Origin of the sequence: Sporosarcina sp. E16_8, from assembly GCF_017347095.1 — a bacterium.
GTDB lineage: Bacteria > Bacillota > Bacilli > Bacillales_A > Planococcaceae > Sporosarcina.
Map to the genome: position 1 here is coordinate 207,048 of NZ_JADPRZ010000002.1, position 18,296 is coordinate 225,343.

The 18,296-nt window shown below is 41.0% G+C and carries 18 protein-coding genes and 1 other annotated feature; of the genes, 7 read left to right on the forward strand and 11 right to left on the reverse strand.

From position 1 onward, the window contains the following. Positions 1-48 precede the first annotated feature (48 nt). Complete coding sequence (locus I2484_RS02795; RefSeq protein ID WP_207149497.1) at positions 49-360, reverse strand: hypothetical protein; 312 nt, start codon at positions 358-360, stop codon at positions 49-51. Between the two features lie 261 nt (positions 361-621). Between I2484_RS02795 and I2484_RS02800 the strand changes: the two genes are divergently transcribed. Together I2484_RS02800 and I2484_RS02805 are read left to right on the forward strand one after the other, a co-directional pair. Continuing rightward, positions 622-786: a hypothetical protein gene (locus I2484_RS02800; protein ID WP_207149498.1), complete on the forward strand. Its 165-nt coding sequence runs from the start codon at positions 622-624 to the stop codon at positions 784-786. Between the two features lie 128 nt (positions 787-914). After that, positions 915-2,198, forward strand: coding sequence for a BaiN/RdsA family NAD(P)/FAD-dependent oxidoreductase (locus I2484_RS02805; protein WP_207149499.1), 1,284 nt, complete (start codon positions 915-917; stop codon positions 2,196-2,198). A gap of 74 nt (positions 2,199-2,272) precedes the next feature. Here the strand turns inward: I2484_RS02805 and leuS are convergent, their stop codons facing one another. The 4 genes from leuS to I2484_RS02825 form a co-directional block, all read right to left on the reverse strand. Beyond that, the gene (gene leuS / locus I2484_RS02810) at positions 2,273-4,690 is read right to left on the reverse strand and encodes a leucine--tRNA ligase (protein WP_207149500.1); all 2,418 of its coding nucleotides are present in this window, start codon (positions 4,688-4,690) and stop codon (positions 2,273-2,275) included. A gap of 260 nt (positions 4,691-4,950) precedes the next feature. Next, positions 4,951-5,169: a binding site (T-box leader), on the reverse strand. A gap of 42 nt (positions 5,170-5,211) precedes the next feature. Further along, complete coding sequence (locus I2484_RS02815) at positions 5,212-5,871, reverse strand: 3-oxoacid CoA-transferase subunit B (protein WP_207149501.1); 660 nt, start codon at positions 5,869-5,871, stop codon at positions 5,212-5,214. Positions 5,872-5,889: 18 nt separating this feature from the next. Further along, a complete protein-coding gene (locus tag I2484_RS02820; protein ID WP_207149502.1) occupies positions 5,890-6,576 on the reverse strand; it encodes a CoA transferase subunit A in 687 nt (228 codons plus the stop codon). Positions 6,577-6,690: 114 nt separating this feature from the next. Further along, positions 6,691-7,878 (reverse strand): MDR family MFS transporter, encoded by a 1,188-nt coding sequence (locus I2484_RS02825; RefSeq protein WP_207149503.1) that lies wholly within the window; start codon positions 7,876-7,878, stop codon positions 6,691-6,693. Positions 7,879-8,024: 146 nt separating this feature from the next. On the opposite strand from I2484_RS02825, the gene mnmL reads away from it, so the two are divergent. Together mnmL and mnmM are read left to right on the forward strand one after the other, a co-directional pair. Then, positions 8,025-8,984 carry a tRNA modification radical SAM protein MnmL/YtqA gene (gene mnmL, locus I2484_RS02830; protein ID WP_481886370.1) on the forward strand — a complete coding sequence of 320 codons (960 nt, stop codon included), beginning with the start codon at positions 8,025-8,027 and terminating at the stop codon, positions 8,982-8,984. After that, positions 8,981-9,568, forward strand: a complete 588-nt coding sequence (gene mnmM, locus I2484_RS02835) for a tRNA 5-(aminomethyl)-2-thiouridylate-methyltransferase MnmM (RefSeq protein WP_207149505.1) — start codon at positions 8,981-8,983, stop codon at positions 9,566-9,568. Before mnmL ends, mnmM begins: the two co-directional genes overlap by 4 nt. Before the next feature lie 193 nt (positions 9,569-9,761). On the opposite strand, the gene I2484_RS02840 is transcribed toward mnmM, so the two are convergent. The 6 genes from I2484_RS02840 to I2484_RS02865 form a co-directional block, all read right to left on the reverse strand. Next, the gene (locus tag I2484_RS02840) at positions 9,762-10,487 is read right to left on the reverse strand and encodes an SDR family NAD(P)-dependent oxidoreductase (RefSeq protein WP_207149506.1); all 726 of its coding nucleotides are present in this window, start codon (positions 10,485-10,487) and stop codon (positions 9,762-9,764) included. A gap of 366 nt (positions 10,488-10,853) precedes the next feature. Next, complete coding sequence (locus I2484_RS02845) at positions 10,854-12,191, reverse strand: CitMHS family transporter (RefSeq protein ID WP_207149507.1); 1,338 nt, start codon at positions 12,189-12,191, stop codon at positions 10,854-10,856. A gap of 219 nt (positions 12,192-12,410) precedes the next feature. After that, a complete protein-coding gene (locus tag I2484_RS02850; RefSeq protein ID WP_207149508.1) occupies positions 12,411-13,118 on the reverse strand; it encodes a response regulator in 708 nt (235 codons plus the stop codon). Continuing rightward, a complete protein-coding gene (locus I2484_RS02855; RefSeq protein WP_346014145.1) occupies positions 13,111-14,775 on the reverse strand; it encodes an ATP-binding protein in 1,665 nt (554 codons plus the stop codon). Before I2484_RS02855 ends, I2484_RS02850 begins: the two co-directional genes overlap by 8 nt. 163 nt (positions 14,776-14,938) lie before the next feature. Further along, positions 14,939-15,529 carry a 3D domain-containing protein gene (locus tag I2484_RS02860; RefSeq protein ID WP_207149509.1) on the reverse strand — a complete coding sequence of 197 codons (591 nt, stop codon included), beginning with the start codon at positions 15,527-15,529 and terminating at the stop codon, positions 14,939-14,941. Between the two features lie 180 nt (positions 15,530-15,709). Continuing rightward, positions 15,710-16,306 (reverse strand): 3D domain-containing protein, encoded by a 597-nt coding sequence (locus tag I2484_RS02865; protein ID WP_207149510.1) that lies wholly within the window; start codon positions 16,304-16,306, stop codon positions 15,710-15,712. Positions 16,307-16,432: 126 nt separating this feature from the next. Between I2484_RS02865 and I2484_RS02870 the strand changes: the two genes are divergently transcribed. From I2484_RS02870 to I2484_RS02880, 3 genes are all read left to right on the forward strand, one after another. Next, positions 16,433-16,951 carry a GNAT family N-acetyltransferase gene (locus tag I2484_RS02870; RefSeq protein WP_207149511.1) on the forward strand — a complete coding sequence of 173 codons (519 nt, stop codon included), beginning with the start codon at positions 16,433-16,435 and terminating at the stop codon, positions 16,949-16,951. Positions 16,952-16,966: 15 nt separating this feature from the next. Beyond that, complete coding sequence (locus I2484_RS02875) at positions 16,967-17,554, forward strand: VanZ family protein (RefSeq protein ID WP_207149512.1); 588 nt, start codon at positions 16,967-16,969, stop codon at positions 17,552-17,554. 78 nt (positions 17,555-17,632) lie between these two features. Beyond that, a complete protein-coding gene (locus tag I2484_RS02880; RefSeq protein WP_207149513.1) occupies positions 17,633-18,295 on the forward strand; it encodes a GntR family transcriptional regulator in 663 nt (220 codons plus the stop codon). The last annotated feature ends 1 nt before the right edge of the window (position 18,296 follow it).

Below are 18,296 nucleotides of genomic sequence, written 5' to 3' on the forward strand. Positions count from 1 at the left end.
GATTTTGGTTCTGTATGTGTCTCATTCCGCTTGGTAAGTTCAGGGTGATTAATCTCTAACTAATTTAATGTTTTCGTTAGCAATCAGTACACCTTGCTTAAATTCTTCATAGTCAGGCTCTGTTGATTTTAGGAAGCTTGTGGTAGCAATTTTTTTCGCTATCAATCTTCGACCTTTTCTGACAACATCCATTCCCCCTGCATGGCTAATCAATTTATGATAGATGCGCTGACATTCTTTTTGTTGAAAGGCATCATGTCTTATTTGTTCGTTCTCAGCGCTCGTTGGATACGATTTCTCTTGATATCCCTCTTGCTGGCTTACATGCTGTTCAACTTCGCTATTTACTTCTTTAGTCATTACGGTACCCTCTTCCCATTCTTAGTCAAAGTAGATATACTCTGCTTTCTCATCATTTCACTTCTATATAGCTTGAATGGATGATTTCATTGAATACCGCTTAGGGGATGCCTCTCGCCATAAGCCAGGTAGCGCCTACGCTAGTTCATATACCGTATTCAATACTTCAACATATATATATTCGGCACTTACTTATTTAGAATTAACTAGGTGGTATACCTCACCAGTTTAACGAACAAATCTAGCGAAGGAGCGACACCAATGAAAGGCAGCCAAATATCGCCGAGTCCTGCGGCAAAGGCTGCACACCTGCATACTGCAGGCTTATTGCGTCAGGCCATCACCAAGCAACAAAGCGATGTTAGAAGAACATTCCATTTATTAAGAGCCGACTATATAGTATTATTCTTGAAATTTTTATTGTAAAATCAATTTTAATTGTACCACATGCCGTTGCTGTATTTTCTTCCATTTTGAGCGCCCCTACTATTTTTTAATGATGCTGTGTTAAACTGATAGTTAATTAATCCATTACCGAAAGGCTTGATAACACAATGACTACTAACTATGTTGATGCAGACGTCATCATTATCGGCGGAGGGCCATCAGGATTGATGGCCTCCATTGCCGCTGCTGAAAACGGAAGGAAAGTTCTCCTTCTTGAAAAAGGTAAAAAACTTGGCACTAAACTTGCCATTTCAGGGGGTGGGCGCTGTAACGTTACGAATCGCCTGTCACAAGAAGAAATCGTTAGAAACATTCCAGGGAACGGTAGATTTTTATATGGTCCCTTCTCAGTTTTCAATAATGAAGACATCATTCGTTTTTTTGAAGGTCTTGGCGTTGCATTGAAAGAAGAAGATCATGGCAGAATGTTTCCTGTTTCGAACAAAGCAAAAGATGTTGTCAATGCATTGCTGACAGAAATGGATCGTTTACATGTTGAAGTGAGATTAGAAACGCGCGTTAAGAAGCTTTTGATGAATGATGAACAAATTCTAGGTGTCAGACTCGATTCCGGCGAGGAGATCCGTTCACACGCTGTTGTTGTAGCGGTCGGCGGAAAAGCAGTACCTCAAACCGGTTCGACTGGCGACGGCTATCCATGGGCGGAAAAAGCCGGCCATACCGTGACTGAACTTTATCCAACTGAAGTACCTTTATTATCAAATGAACCTTTCATTGTTTCAAAGGATTTGCAAGGTCTTGCACTTCGTGACGTGGCAGTGTCCGTCCTAAACGCCAAGGGTAAGAATCTCATCACTCATCAAATGGACATGTTGTTCACCCATTTCGGCTTAAGTGGACCCGCCATTTTACGATGCAGTCAATTCGTCGTGAAAGAACGTATGAAAAACAGCAACATGCCCGTTGAAATGAGAATCGACTCTCTGCCAGATCTGAATGAAGAAAAAGCATTCCAACTGCTCAATACAACATTAAAAGAAGATTCAACGAAAGCCGTGAAGAATGTGTTAAAAGGAATTGTACCTGAACGCTGGATGCTGTTTTTATTCGACCGGGCAGGAATTGATCCGGCTGAAACTGGAGCCCAAATGCAAGTAGAAAAAATCCGTACATTGACGAAATTATTGAAGGCTTTTTCAATGAACGTCAATGGTACTCAGCCTCTTGAAAAAGCATTCGTTACAGGCGGCGGAGTCTCTGTAAAAGAAATCGTTCCGAAAACGTTAGGTTCCCGCAAGAAAGAAGGTCTCTATTTCTGCGGTGAAATCTTGGATATTCACGGCTATACAGGCGGATATAATATTACTTCTGCACTTGTTACCGGTCGAATTGCCGGGATGAATGCTGGGGAGCATGCGACCAGTTCATAAACGTTGAACATGGTGAGATTGGACCACAACGGAAAATCCGCGTAAGAGAGAAATCTCTCTTACGCGGATTTTTTTCATCCTACTGCAACAATATTAATTAGTCTACCTGGAATCGCGATGACTTTCTTCACTTCTTTGCCTACTAGGAGTACTTTTACATTTTCATCTTCTAATGCAAGCTTCTCAAGTTCATCTTTCGTAACGTCTTTCGATACGATGATTTTCGCGCGCACTTTGCCGTTGATTTGAACAGCCATTTCAACTGTATCATCGACAAGTTTTGATGCGTCAAATAACGGCCATTGTTCATACGTAATTGTATCAGCATGCCCCAACTTCTCCCATAACTCTTCTGCAAGATGCGGGATAACCGGTGAAATCATTTTGACGAAGCCTTCGACATACTCTTTCGGTATCGAATCGACTTTATAGCCTTCATTGATGAAGACCATCATCTGAGATATCGCTGTATTATTACGCATTCCTTCGAAGTCTTCTGTCACTTTTTTCACAGTTTGATGGTAAATCTTCTCAAGCGACCCGCCCGTTTTTCCACCAATTTTCGTGCTAAGTGATCCATCTTCATTGACGAATAGGCGCCAGATACGATCTAGGAAACGACGAGCACCATCAAGCCCATTCGTCGTCCATGCTTTTGAACCTTCCAGAGGTCCCATGAACATTTCATAAAGGCGAAGTGAATCGGCTCCGTGTGAATGAACGATATCGTCTGGATTAACTACATTGCCTTTTGATTTTGACATCTTCTCATTACCTTCACCAAGAATCATTCCTTGATTGAATAGCTTTTGGAATGGCTCTTTCGTATGAACAACTCCGATATCATAAAGTACTTTATGCCAGAATCGTGCATAAAGCAGATGTAGAACCGCGTGTTCTGCGCCGCCTACGTAGATATCTACCGGCAACCAGCGTTTCGCAAGTTCAGGGTCAATGATCATTTCATCGTTATCCGGATCAATGTAACGTAAGTAATACCAGCAGCTTCCCGCCCATTGTGGCATCGTGTTCGTCTCACGACGACCTTTCATCCCTGTTTCAGGATGAGTCACATTTATCCATTCCTCAATATTTGCAAGTGGCGACTCGCCCGTTCCGCTTGGTTTGATATTATCCGTTACTGGTAATACGAGTGGTAAATCTGCTTCTTCAACAGGTGTCATTGTGCCATCTTCCCAATGGATAATTGGAATCGGCTCGCCCCAGTAGCGTTGTCTTGAGAACAACCAGTCACGAAGACGGAATGTAACTTTCTTATCACCTTTGCCTTTTTCAACAAACCATGCGATTGCTTTTTCGATTGCTTCATCTTTACCTAATCCATCAAGGAAACCTGAATTGACGTGTTTTCCATCTCCAACATATGCTTCTGCGGAAACGTCGCCGCCTGCTACTACTTCAATGATTGGCAGGTCAAATTCTTTAGCGAACTCATAGTCACGCTCATCATGTGCTGGAACCGCCATGATTGCGCCTGTTCCATAAGTAGCAAGAACATAGTCTGCAATCCAAATCGGCATCTTCTCGCCGCTTGCAGGGTTGATTGCGTAAGCTCCCGTAAATACACCCGTCTTCTCTTTTGCAAGATCTGTGCGTTCAAGATCACTCTTCATTTTCACTTCGTTTAGGTATTTTTCAACTGCATCCTTCTGTTCTGCAGTCGTCACTTTTTCGACGAGTTTTAATTCAGGTGCGAGTACTGCATACGTCGCCCCAAAAATCGTATCTGGACGTGTCGTGAATGCTTCAAACGACAGATCTGTTCCATCGATTTCAAAAGTCAGCTGCGCCCCTTCAGAACGGCCAATCCAGTTACGTTGCATATCTTTCAAGCTTTCCGGCCAATCAAGTTCATCAAGATCCTCAAGTAGACGATCTGCATAATTTGTAATACGCAGTACCCATTGGCGCATCGGGCGGCGCTCAACTGGGTGGCCGCCACGTTCTGACTTGCCATCGATTACTTCTTCATTCGCAAGAACAGTGCCTAGTGCTGGACACCAGTTAACAGCTACTTCGTCAACATAAGCTAAGCCTTTATTGTAAAGTTGGATGAAAATCCATTGCGTCCACTTGTAATAAGATGGATCTGTCGTATTAATTTCACGATCCCAGTCATAAGAAAAACCAAGATCATTCATTTGCCGCTTGAACGTTGCGATATTTTTCGCTGTGAATTCAGCAGGATCATTGCCTGTATCAAGCGCGTATTGCTCTGCCGGAAGACCAAATGCATCCCAGCCCATCGGATGCAGGACGTTATAACCTTGCTTGCGTTTGAATGAGCTCAAAATATCTGTCGCGATATAGCCAAGCGGATGCCCGACGTGAAGTCCAGCACCTGACGGATAAGGGAACATATCAAGAGCAAAAAACTTCGGTTTAGACGGATTGTCCGTCATCTTGTATGTTTTATTGTCCTTCCAATATTGCTGCCACTTCTTTTCAATTTGACCGTGATTATAACTCATTTATAATTCCTCCTATTTAAATCAATTGCGCCTCGGCGTAATTGCGTCCAGATTTTGAATCGAGCTTGCGCCTGCAGGATGCAGGTATGCAACAGGGAAGGATTGAACTGCATCCTTCCTAGTTGCCGCAGGACGCGGCGACCTTAAGTTGCCTTCCACTCCCTTCAAAATCTGTGACATCCGCCGGAGGCCTTATTTTGATTCAACCTGTGCATGAACACCGGATGAATCAAAATAAAAAACTCCCGTCCCTTAAAAAAATAAGGGACGAGAGTCGTATAATTCCCGCGGTGCCACCCAAATTGACGGCAGAACCGCCCAACTTGACTCCTTAACGCGGAAAAACGGCACGGGCTAGTCGTACATAATTCACCAATGCAGGCTCCAAGGCGAGTTCATCTCTGTCGTACAGGCTTCCACCAACCGCCTGCTCTCTATAATCGACAGCAAAGATTACTATTCCTCATCAATGCCAAAGCTATTGCTATTAGTTTACCCGAATCATGTCATTTTAACAACAATCATTTTACACCTTCAATAACGTCCTTCACAATTAGCACTGCTTCCGTCGAATCAATGACTTCTTGAATCGTAAAACCTTCAAAGACTTCTTTCAATTCAAGTCCTTCAGGTGTCACGTCAATTAATGCACGTTCTGTAATAATTTTATGAACGACTGCTTTCCCAGTTAGCGGAAGTGAACATTCTTTCTTAATCTTCGCGGAGCCGTCTTTCGCAACGTGATCCATAATGACGATAATTTTTCGCGCGCCATGAACAAGATCCATCGCACCGCCCATTCCTTTGATCATCTTGCCAGGAATCATCCAGTTAGCCAAATCCCCTTTTTCAGACACTTCCATCGCGCCAAGTATGGCAACGTCGACATGTCCACCGCGAATCATCGCGAACGATTCAGCACTGTTAAAGTATGCTGAACCTGGAATAGAGGTGACCGTTTCTTTTCCCGCGTTAATGAGATCCGGATCTACTTTATCAGCAGTCGGATAAGGTCCAATGCCTAAAAGTCCATTTTCTGATTGTAGTACGACTGTTTTATCAGGCGATATATAGTTAGCAACGAGCGTCGGCATACCAATCCCAAGATTGACGTAGTTACCGTCTTCGATTTCCTTTTCAGCCCGTCTTGCGATTCGTTCCCTTACATTCACTTCTCCCATAGCATAATTCCCCTTTCCTTAGCGAGTCGTCAGACGCTCGATTCGTTTTTCTTGTTGCGCCTGTAGAAGTCCTTGCACATAAATGCTTGGTGTATGAATAGTCATTGGATCAAGATCGCCCGTTTCCACGATTTCCTCCACCTCTGCAATTGTGAATTCTCCTGCAGCCGCCATCATCGGATTGAAGTTTTGTGCAGTTTTATTGTAAATTAAATTGCCGAATTTGTCGGCTTTTGCTGCACGAATAAGTGAGAAATCTGCATGAAGCGCTTCTTCCAGAACATACTCTTTACCGTCAAAAACACGGATTTCTTTCCCTTCAGCAACAAGAGTTCCAACACCAGCCGGGGTGAAAAATGCCGGTATACCAGCTCCACCTGCGCGAATTTTTTCTGCAAGTGTTCCCTGAGGCGTTAACTCGACTTCAATTTCACCTGATAGCACCTGGCGTTCGAATTCTTTATTCTCACCAACATATGAGCCTATCATTTTCTTAATCTGTTTATTTTTCAATAGAAGACCGAGTCCCCACTCGTCGACTCCACAGTTATTTGAAATAACCGTTAAGTCTTTCACACCTTTTTCAACAAGTGCTAAGATGAGTTGTTCCGGAATTCCTACTAGTCCAAATCCCCCAACCATTAGCGTTGAACCATCTTTAATCTGTGCAACTGCCTCTTTCGCTGATGAATAAATCGGTTTCATTTTACATCCCCCTTTTGAATCATTCGAAAATTACGTAATAATCCTTCTCACCAATTAAATCAAACTCTACCGAATGTTGCAACGATAGTAGCGCACAGAAAAAAATCGAAAAGCCTATAAGTGGCTTTTCGATTGATAGCCGGCTTTATTAATAGGCCGGTCGTATAGTAAACTGGTGATGATCGGAATGATCATAAATGCTGTCAATATGAATAGCATTACTTGCATGCCGTATTGGTCGGCAAGAATTCCTCCAATAAATGGCCCAAACATCCGCCCCATTGTCGCAAAGGAATTGACAATTCCCTGATAAAAACCTTCCCTTCCTTTTGGCGCGAGCTGGCTTGCAATGGTTGGCACGGCCGGCCACACAAACATTTCCCCAAATGTCACAATCACCATCGCGACGATGAACATTGTGAATGAGGCTGCAAAACTGACTACAATATAAGAAATGCTGAAAATGACTATCCCAATAATTATTTGCGTTTTTATTTTATTTTCCAACCTAGAGATGATTGGCTTAATGATTGGTTGTCCAACCACAATCAGTAATCCATTTATCGTCCATAACAAACTATATTGTTTCAATGAAATACCTAGTGATAATGAGTGCGTAGAAATTGTCGTCATCCACTGAGAGTAAACAAGCCACATAATCAGATAACCGCCTGAAATGATAAGTAGCGCATAGAAAGGTGCTTTTTGGCGAATTTTCTTGTTCTCCTTGATAACACTTGTATGACGATCGGGCGCAATTTCAAGTTTGCGATAACCGAAGAAAGCGATAAAGAAAAAGACTACATAAAACACCAAATTAGCAGGAAAAATATAGTCAATACTGACCGAAGCGACAAGTCCTGCTAAGGCTGGCCCAATCGCCACACCGACGTTTTGAGCAAGGTAAATCGAATTGAAGGCTTTCCTTCCCCCCTCCGGCCATAGGGTGGCGACCATTGCATACATACTCGGAAAAATAAGACCCCCACTGAAGCCTAGAAGCGTCAAAAACCAGATGTAAGGTTGCCAGTCATGCCAAAACACAAGGCCGACGAGGCCGATGATTGAAATGATAATTCCAGCCATGATAGACTTAAATCCACCTATCCGGTCAAATAAATAACCGCCAAGCAAGTTACCCACAACACCCGCTCCTGCATTCGCCATTAAGACAAGCCCAGCGACAGAAAGTGATTTCCCTAAATAATCGTGCATATAGATTGTATTTAGTGGCCATAGAAACGAATTCCCCATGACATTAATGAACATCCCAATCACGAGAAGCCATACTTTTTTAGGCATAACCTGCGCCTCCGATCATATATAAAGTTAGTAAAAGTGTATGACTTTTTCTACATTCGGACAAGACCAATAAAATAAGTTCCATAATTCAGATGATGCTAGCGTGGAAAAACATGATACAATTAGCTGTTAGAGGAGTGAATAAAGTGGATAATTTAAACTTACCTTTCCCTACTGAAGGGAAACGCTATCATACATGGTCACGTCACTTAAAAGATGAATTCGGATTCAAAGTGATGAAAGTTGCGCTTGACGCTGGTTTTGATTGCCCTAACCGGGATGGAACTGTTGCCTTCGGTGGCTGTACATTTTGTAGCGTTGCAGGATCCGGTGATTTTGCAGGCGACCGGGTCGATCCGATTGACGTCCAATTTGCAGAAATCAGCGAAAGAATGCATAAGAAATGGAAAGACGGCAAATACATGGCCTATTTCCAAGCTTACACGAATACACATGCCCCACTGCCAAAATTAAAAGAAAAGTTTGAAGCTGCATTAGCACAAGAAGGCGTTGTTGCATTGTCAATCGCAACCCGCCCAGATTGCTTGCCTGATGATGTCGTTGAGTATTTAGCTGAGTTAAATGAACGGACTTATTTATGGGTTGAACTCGGCCTGCAAACCGTTCACGAAAAAACTGCAAATCTTGTCAACCGTGCCCATGATTTCAAATCCTACGTTGAAGGCGTCGAGAAATTGCGCAAACACGGTATTCGCGTCTGCACGCATATCATCAATGGCTTACCACTTGAGGATCATGACATGATGATGGAAACGGCACGTGAAGTTGCAAAACTCGATGTTCAAGGCATCAAAATCCATCTTCTTCATCTACTAAAAGGAACGCCAATGGTAAAACAATATGAAAAAGGCCAACTTGAATTCCTAGAAAAACAGGAATACATTAATCTTGTTGCTGATCAGCTTGAAATCCTTCCACCAGAAATGATTGTCCACCGCATTACAGGCGATGGTCCAATTGAATTAATGATTGGCCCAATGTGGAGTGTCACGAAATGGGAAGTGTTGAATGGCATCGACAAAGAACTTGAACGTCGTGACAGTTGGCAAGGGAAACATTATGCAGGGGCGGTCGAATTGATTTGAAGCTACATCGCATTCTTCCTTTTGCAAGACAATTATTTAGTGAAACAGTCAATGCTGGTGAAACCGTTGTTGATGCCACAACTGGCAACGGCAACGATACACTCTATTTAGCTGATCTTGTCGGCGAAAATGGACATGTTTTAGCATTCGATATTCAACAGGCAGCACTCGACTCTACAGCCGAACGACTAGGTGATTTAAGCGAACGCGTGTCACTCATATTGGATAGTCATGCAAACGTCGAAAAGTATGTCAACGGACAAATTGGGTGTGCGGTTTTCAACCTCGGTTACTTGCCGCATAGTGAAGATTTGTCGATTGTCACAAAAGCCGACTCTACAATCAAAGCAATCCATACAATGCTTGGGTTGCTGAAAAAAGGCGGTATCATCGCGGTTTCTGTCTATGATGGACATGAAGGTGGCGGTGAAGAACGGGATGCACTTCTGGCTTATGTGAAAAATCTGCATCAGGCCGATGTCCATGTCATTCGCTACGAAATGATTAATCAGCGAAACAATCCTCCGTTTTTGATAGCGATGGAGAAGATGAAAGATTTTAAAACAGTTAAACTAGTTGAATGAATAAAAACAGGTTGCCCGATTGAAATTAAAATCAACGGCAACCTTTTTTCTGTCATTTTTTAATTTCTGATTGGTTAAACAACTTATTTGATCGGTAAGCAACGCCATATGATCGATCAAACTAGTTATACGCTTGGTTCACAACGTTATATTATCGGTCAAACCCGTTATATGGTTGCTTCTAACTTCCCCCTCAAAAATCCCGCAAATCAGCAATCGTAGCTGCTGTTTTGAAGTCCTCATTCACCATAAATGCAATCAATTTCCTAGCAGTTTGTTCCGCACTGCTTAACAACCCTTTTTCCTTATAGTCTATAAAACGGTCAAGGAGAGGGAATGCCTCTTCTCGACTCCCCCGAATGGTTTCCTGCATTCCAGTATCTATAATCCCTGGCGCGATGGAAATGATGTCTACTGGGTGCACCGCGCTCCCCTGCTCAAGTGCGACAACACGTGAGAAATGATCAAGTCCCGCTTTCGTCGTACAGTATGTTCCCCATCCTTCATACGCGTTGCGTCCTGCTCCTGATGAGATGTTAACGATTCGCTTCACTCCTTGGAAGTTTTTCAAAACTGAAATAAATACATTGGATAATATCATTGGTGCCGTCAAATTTACCGCAATTGCTTTGGTCATTTCCCCTGCATGAACATTCCCAATTATTCCAATAGGGTCAACCATGCCGGCGTTATTAATAAGCGTGAATGACACCGCATCTCGTGGAGAAGCAGCGATTACCTCTTCCATAAGTGCTTCCAGTTTCTCCGTTTCAGAAAGATCTGCTCTAATAAATTTCACGCCGTCTAGTTTACTTATAGTCCGTGCGATTCCGATGACGAAATGCCCCTTGCTGCTTAGCTGCTTTGCAAGTTCAAATCCAATCCCTTTTGAAGTACCTGTAATAATATAGACGTTCATTTATTCCACCCCTTCTATATACATTCAACCATTCTTTAAAATCATTCTTTTTTAGCGACTCCTGTACTTACTCTGTGAATTGAATAGCATCCTTCAACTCACGGAGATTAGTCCCGAATTATTTTTCCGTATTATTATAGTCTACGATTAATGACTCGTTCGGAAAGCGCAACCCGATTTGCTCCAAACTATTTATGAGCACCAGTATAACGAAATCTATTTCCCCAGCCTTCTATTCACATGCATCTTTTACTTTATTGTATCATTCGAATTGGCTGAATTATAGTCATCCGGTCAGTTTCGAAAACTATTCAAACAACAAAAACCAACTTCCCCAAAGCAGGAAATTGGTTTTCAATTTTAAACTTAGATTGCAATAACACCGATCACAATAGCGATTGCCAATAGAACAACACTGAAACCCCACATCATCATAAATGAATAACGGATATGACGACCCATTTCGAGCCCTGCCAATCCTAGAGCAAGCCAAAGAGCCGGAGATAAAGGACTGACAAACGTTCCAATGATATTTCCGATGATCATAGCATAAGCGGCGGAGAGAGATGATACCCCAAAACCGGTTACAACCTGATCGACTATCGGAAGTAGTGCAAAATAATAGGCATCCGTACTTAGGAGTAAATCGAATGGAACACCAAACACACCTATAATTATGTGTAAATACGGGATAATGAATGCCGGCAGAATTGTCACAAGGTCTTTCGCGATTGAATTCAACATATCCGTACCATTTAGAATACCTAAAAATGAACCTGCAGCCAGAATAATTGTTGCCATAAGAATTGCACCTGGTGCATGATCTTTTATGCGCGACATTTGGTCATGGATATTAGGGTAATTAATAGGCAATGCGATACTGACCCCAATCATAAATGCGAATCCAGCTGGAATTACGCCCCATACCAAAACACCGATTACACTGATTGCCAATATGACGTTTAGCCAATAGAGTTTTGGTCGGTTCAATAACTTTTCTGCTACCGTATCTTGGCTCTGATTAGCAGCTGCCAGCAATTCAGATGAATCATCTGTAGGCATGGATTTTTCATCCGCTATTATGATTTTCGCGATGCGACGTTTTTCACGTAGTCCCAATAGAACAGCCAATATGACTAATAACACTAGTCCGATTACTTGAATCTTAATAAGTGGTCTCCACAATTCAGTGACGTCCATATCAAGCACAGCTGCGGTTCTTCCTAACGGGCCAGCCCAAGGAACCATATTCACAACACTCGCACTTGTTCCGACTAACATGATCAACAAATACGGGTTCATCTTTAACTTTTTATATAATGGGAGCAAGGCAGGTATCGTAATTAGGAACGTCGAAGCTCCCGAACCGTCCAAGTGGGCGATTGCAGCGATAATGACTGTCCCGACAGCTACCGCAATAACATTTCCACGAGTTATCGATATCATTTTATTGATGAGTGGATCAAATACACCTACATCCTGCATGATTCCAAAAAACAGTATCGCAAAAATGAACATGACAACAACACTGAAAACAGATTGTGTTCCACTAGCGAAAAACTCACCAATTTGTTCAATGTTGAACCCTGCAATAAACGCCCCCACAATCGGAACCAGTACAAGTCCAACAATCGGAGAGACTTTGCCACTAATAAGTAGCACGACAACAATGAGTATTGTAAATAAACCAATAATGCTTAGCATAATTTCCCCCTTCTAGTAAACGGCTGTTTACTAATGAAAAGTAAGGTCATTTAGTGTAAGCGGATACAATAATTTTCACAACGATTGAAAAATTGTTTCAGCAGACAAATTGATCCCTCTCTTTTTCAAAGTTTTCTATACTTAGAAACTTATCATAGAGAGGTTAGAAAAATAAGTTTATTTAATTAAAAACACTATTAATCTTTCTGCGTGTTTTGTTCATTTTGTCCACGATATGTATTTCCGCTCAGGTCGACCAATGTCTCCATATTTTAATTGCGCTTCTGCTTCTTTAATCGACACTAAATACTCCAAATAACGTCTCGCCGTTGATCGGCTTACCCCAACTCTATTGCCAGCGTCCATTGCCGTAACCCCTGATTTTTCGGTTTCCTGTATAACCTCTTTTATTTTATCTAATGTAATTTGGTCGATTCCTTTGGGTAACTTTCCTTCTGTAATGGTTTCAATCCTCGGTGATGTCTGCAAACCTGTCAACCAATCGATTTCATCTTGTTCAAGCTCTACCCTTGACGCCAGAAGGGCCTGCTGATTACTGAACCTTTTCAATGTCTGTTCAAAACGGACATAATCTGCAGGTTTCACAATGTAATCAAAAATTCCGCCACGTAACGTTTCCGCAATGGTCGCCACCTCTTTAGCCGCAGTCACCATAATGACATCAATTTCAGTGAATTCTTTACGTAATTGCCAAAATAAACTCAATCCCTCTGTATCAGGTATATAGACGTCTAATAAAATTAGATGGGGCAACTTCGCTTTGTTCCGTAATAATCTTAATGCTTCTTCCCCAGTTTTAACAACTTCCAGGACAGTAAATCCGTCTACTCGACTGACTAATTGACGATTTATTTCGGCAATCCTAAAATCATCTTCCACTATTAATACTTGAATTGTTTCACGCATTCCCATCTGTCCCTTCACGTGGATTTTTCGGTATGGAAACAACAAAGCAAGCTCCACCCAGCTCTCCTTCTTCTAAATAGAGTGCTCCATTCACTTCGGCTATTAGCTGTTTCGTCAATGCAAGTCCGAAACCACGATTCATGCCTTCTTTCGATGTAAATCCTTGTTCGAATATTTTTTGAGTGAGTTCTTTAGTAATCCCTTCTCCTGAATCCTCTATTTCGAAAATGATATCTTCACCTATATCTGTGAAAAAAATCGATATCTTTCGGTTTGAGGATGGATTCTTTTTCACTGCGTCCATTGCGTTATCAAGTAGGTTTCCTATCGTCGTCAATAACACCTCACTTTTCTTTTCAGATAATTGATTTTCCAATATACTATCTGGATGAATCGTCAAATCTACCCCTGATTCATTCGCCTGATTTAATTTCCCTAATAAAATTCCACTTATTAACGGATCTGCTACTTTTCTTATCAATATACGAATCCAGTTTTTTTGCAAGTTACTTTCTTTTTGAATATAGTCAATAACTTCCTTTTTCCGTCCCAGTTGTAGTAAGCCCAATATCATATGTAGCTTGTTTGAGAATTCATGAGTTTGGGCCCTTAATGCATTTGCATATTGTTTAACCCTAGTCAACTCCTTAGTTAACGACTCAATTTCAGTCTTGTTCCTAAAAGTGGATACCGTCCCGATAAACAACTGTTCAAAATAGATTGGAACAGTATTTATGAAAACAATGTTATTGCCTATCACTATCTCCTTATCAGATAATCCGTTTACATCATTCAAGTATTCGGATAAATGTACAATTGGGGATACTTCTTGTATCCTTTTACCTACAAAATAATCTGATGCAATCTGTTTATCGAATAATAAAAGTTGGGCAGCAGAATTTATCATCGTAATCATTCCATTTTGATTTAACGCAATAATCCCTTCATGCGTCGACTGAAGAATCGTTTCTTTCTGAAACAGCAAATGGGTTATTTCCTCTGGTTCCAATCCAAATAACACTTTTTTAATATACGATGCGATGATGATTGCTCCTATAACTGCAACTCCTGCAATGAGCAACAAGACAAGCCATAGCTGATTATTATAGTTGTGGATTACATTTTTTATATCTTCAGCTAAAAAACCGACAGATACGACCCCAACTATGTTCTCATCTATATAAATGGGTACTTTCGCCCTTAATGAGCTACCTAATGAGCCGACCGCTTTCGAGAGGTACGATTCACCGTGTATTAATGCCCTTTCATTGTCTTCCCCCATCATTTTCCCCCCGACTTTATCTGCCATAGGATGAGCGTACCGTATTTCTTCCGTATTCCCGATGACGATGAATTCAGCTCCAGTCACCTCCTGAATTGGCGCAACAATCGGGCCGATTATTGAGATTGGATCCTCATTCTCAAATGCAGTAGCCAGTTCAGGTATATGTGCCACGCTTTCAGCAACGCTGAGCGCCCGATCTCCCATCTGCGTTTCTAACATATCAGAGATAAAATAATTCATAAAGAGGCCAATGACCAATACGATTGCAATGATTAATATGCCTATCAGAAGAATCATTTTCATTTTCAGATTAACTGTTACATCAGGTTTGATATGGGGATTTTTTATGTCGCTTTTTTGGAAATAAATCACGGCTAGAAGCTCCTTAAAGTACTATTAATAGGTGAATACGAAATATAGCAGACGGAGCTGTGAATAGCAATGCGCTCATATGTAATATGCAATTATGTTTGTAATCCTTTACTACTTCAATTTAAAAAGCTTGCCTAATTGATCAGGCAAGCTTTGATAGTGATTATTCAACTATTGTTAGTTTGACATTTTTCCGCCCCCACTTATAGGCCTCGCTCTTCGACGATATAAACACATCAATTTTATTCCCTTTTATTGCACCTCCAGTATCACCTGCAATCGCGTATCCGTAGCCTTCTACATGTACTTTCGTTCCAAGTTTGATAACATTTGGATCGACGGCGATTACTTTTAGGTTTGAATTTTCCCTTAAATTTATGCCCGTTTTTGTGATACCTGAACAACCATTACAATAAGCTGTATACGCAGTTGCCGAGACGGTAAATTCTTTGACGGAGTTCGTAGACGTTGACCGTGATACGGCTTTTAATACGGGCTTATCGGTTGTTGCAGCTGCTTTCTTAGATTTTTTAGCGTTTGAAACGATACTAATTTTTTGATTTGGGTGAATGAGATCCGATTTCAAATTATTCAACGACTTCAATTTCGATACTGTTGTATTATGCATTTGGGAAATTTTGTATAATGTATCACCCTTTTTTACTTTATACGTTGGAGATGACGCGGAACCTTCATTAGCACCGCTGATCAATAAGGCAATCGTCAGGATTAGTATCAATAGCATGTTTTTCATCTACTCGTCTCCTTTTATTTCATTCTCAGAAGACAGCTTGCCCAAATTGTATGACAATAACATTACAAAGAGTTGTCTTTTTCATTACAAAGAATCGGCAAGTCTTTATGTACTGTTTTATTGTGAGCGGGCACACCAAAAAGCGCCAACTCTCCAATTGGAGGGTTGGCGCTTTACAATTTAATTCAGTATTTTTATCGTCACGTTTTTACGACCCCATTTATACGCTTCCCCTTTTGTCGGGAAAAACACGTCAATCTTGTTTCCTTTGATTGCGCCTCCCGTATCACCGGCGATAGCATATCCGTAGCCTTCAACATATACCTTCGTTCCAAGTTTAATGACACTTGGGTCGACAGCGATTACTTTCACGTCCGGGTTCCTTTTCAGATTAATACCCGTTTTCGTTATACCTGTACATCCATTGCAGTTGGCCGTAAATGCACTGGCTGAAACGGTGAATTCTTTGACAACATTATCAGAGTCGGACCGTGACGGTGTTTTCGCAACTGATTTAACCATTTTTTTAGGTGTCGCTGCTTTTTTAACTACTTTTGCCCCAGAAGTTACTTTCAGCTTCGTATTCGTGTGAATTATATTTGACTTCAAGTTGTTCCATGATTTCAAATTGGAAATGGATACGTTATGCATCTTAGAGATTTTGAATAACGAATCGCCCTTCTTAACTGTGTAATTTGGCGATGCTGCCCAGCTTTCATCTGCCCCGCTGACCAATAATGCAATCGTAAGAATGAGCGTCACTAATAATTTTCTCAATTACTCTACTCCCTGCTATTTAGTCTATACTTATAATAGCAATCGACTATTACAGGAACGTTACAGAAAGTGGTCTTTACCATTACAATCAGGGTGTGTATTATTACATTCAAAGAGGTGACTTTAATGAAGCCGGTAACTTTTCGCAGAGCGACAAGGAACGATGCTAAAGCCATAACTGACATACTTGTAACCAGTCAATGGTTTACATACGAGAAGCTTTATTCCAAAGACTACATCACTAAACTAATTGACCAATATTACAATTTGAAACGTATTGAGCAGGAAATCGTCTCTATTAATGAAGAATGGCACGGTTATTTCATTGCTGAGACAGACAGAAAAATCGTCGGGGCTATTGGTGGCGGAATGACGAGTAAAACTGCGGGGGAAGTATATGTCTTCTATTTAGACCCTTTAATGCGCGGAATGGGTATTGGCACACGACTTCTCGACTTCTTTACTAAAATACAGAAATATACGTATGGCGCAAATGAACAATGGGTTTCCGTCGCCAAAGGAAACAATTACGGCATCCCCTTCTATGAAGCACGCGGATTCATCTTTCAGCATGAAGAACTTGCATACGGAACTTCTAAAGAAGAACAGGACATATCGCTGAAGTATTGGCGCGACATCAATTAAAGTATGGTGAATTTAATGACAACAATTTTAGGTTATATCGCGGAAATGATTCCTTATTTATTCATTGCTTTGCCCATCATTGTTATTTTTAGGATCATTTACAATAAAATGCGTGGGTACCAAAAACTCCATCTGTACCACGAAATCGGCGTTGTCATTCTTCTATTATTCATGACAGCGTTATTTTCGCAAACGATACTAACATTTCTCTATACAGGCCCCGTTGTTACACGATCGTTTTCGAATGTAAATCTTATTCCTTTCAGAGTTTTTCAAGATAATTATTATGCCATTACGGAATTGAATTTCTGGCAACCATTTATTATAAATTTTTTAGGTAACATATGCATTTTCATGCCCATCGGCTTTATGATTCCTATATTATGGAGCAAGTGCAATCGATTGTGGAAAGTTTCTATGATTGGATTAGGCATTTCACTTTTTATCGAAATAACACAATTGTCCCAAGCAAGAAGTAGCGATATTGATGATTTATGGTTAAATACAGTAGGAAGTATGATTGGCTACTTCATGTATGTTGTCATGAAAAAACACTTTCCGAAGGCAAACCATTTGTTTAAAAAGAAAAAACTTCACTCGTAATATATTGCATATCTTTCAACTGACCTTACTTTATTGTATACTAGAGCAATAATGACTTATACAGGATGGTGATTCACAATGCCGGTACCGACAGATCATGCGAAGCCGCTTCGAGTTTCCGCAAAGGAAAATGCATTTAACCAACTCCAGCAATGGATTATAGATGGCACATTGCACCCAGGTGAAAAGTTAAACGATACAGAACTAGCTGGGGCGCTCGGAGTTAGCAGGACACCTATTCGTGAATCGTTGCAACTTCTTGAAGTGCAAGGGTTTGTAAGGATGTATCCCGGGAAAGCGACACAAGTAACGGAAGTTGATAAAGAATCTATCACAGATCTTCTTCCTCCCCTAGCCGCGTTGCAAGCTTTATCCGCAGAACTTGCGATTCCGCAGCTTACAGAAGAGACGATTGCCTTACTTGAAAGCACGAATAGAAGATTTGCTCATGCAGTCTATACTGAGAATTATTTTTCTGCTTTGAAAATCGACGAAGAATTCCACCAAATTATCGTTGATGTAGCGGACAATCCATATATCATATCAATGGTTGCATCACTTCAAGCGCATGTCAGAAGAATGTTCTTCCATAACTCAATTATTTTGACTGAAAAATCGATTGATGAGCATGATAAAATTATTACGTTAATGAAAAATCGTGATGAAGCGAATGTTTCTGCTATTATGCGAGGAAATTGGCTCCGCGCGATTGAAGAATTCCATTCAATATCAACTAAGTAAA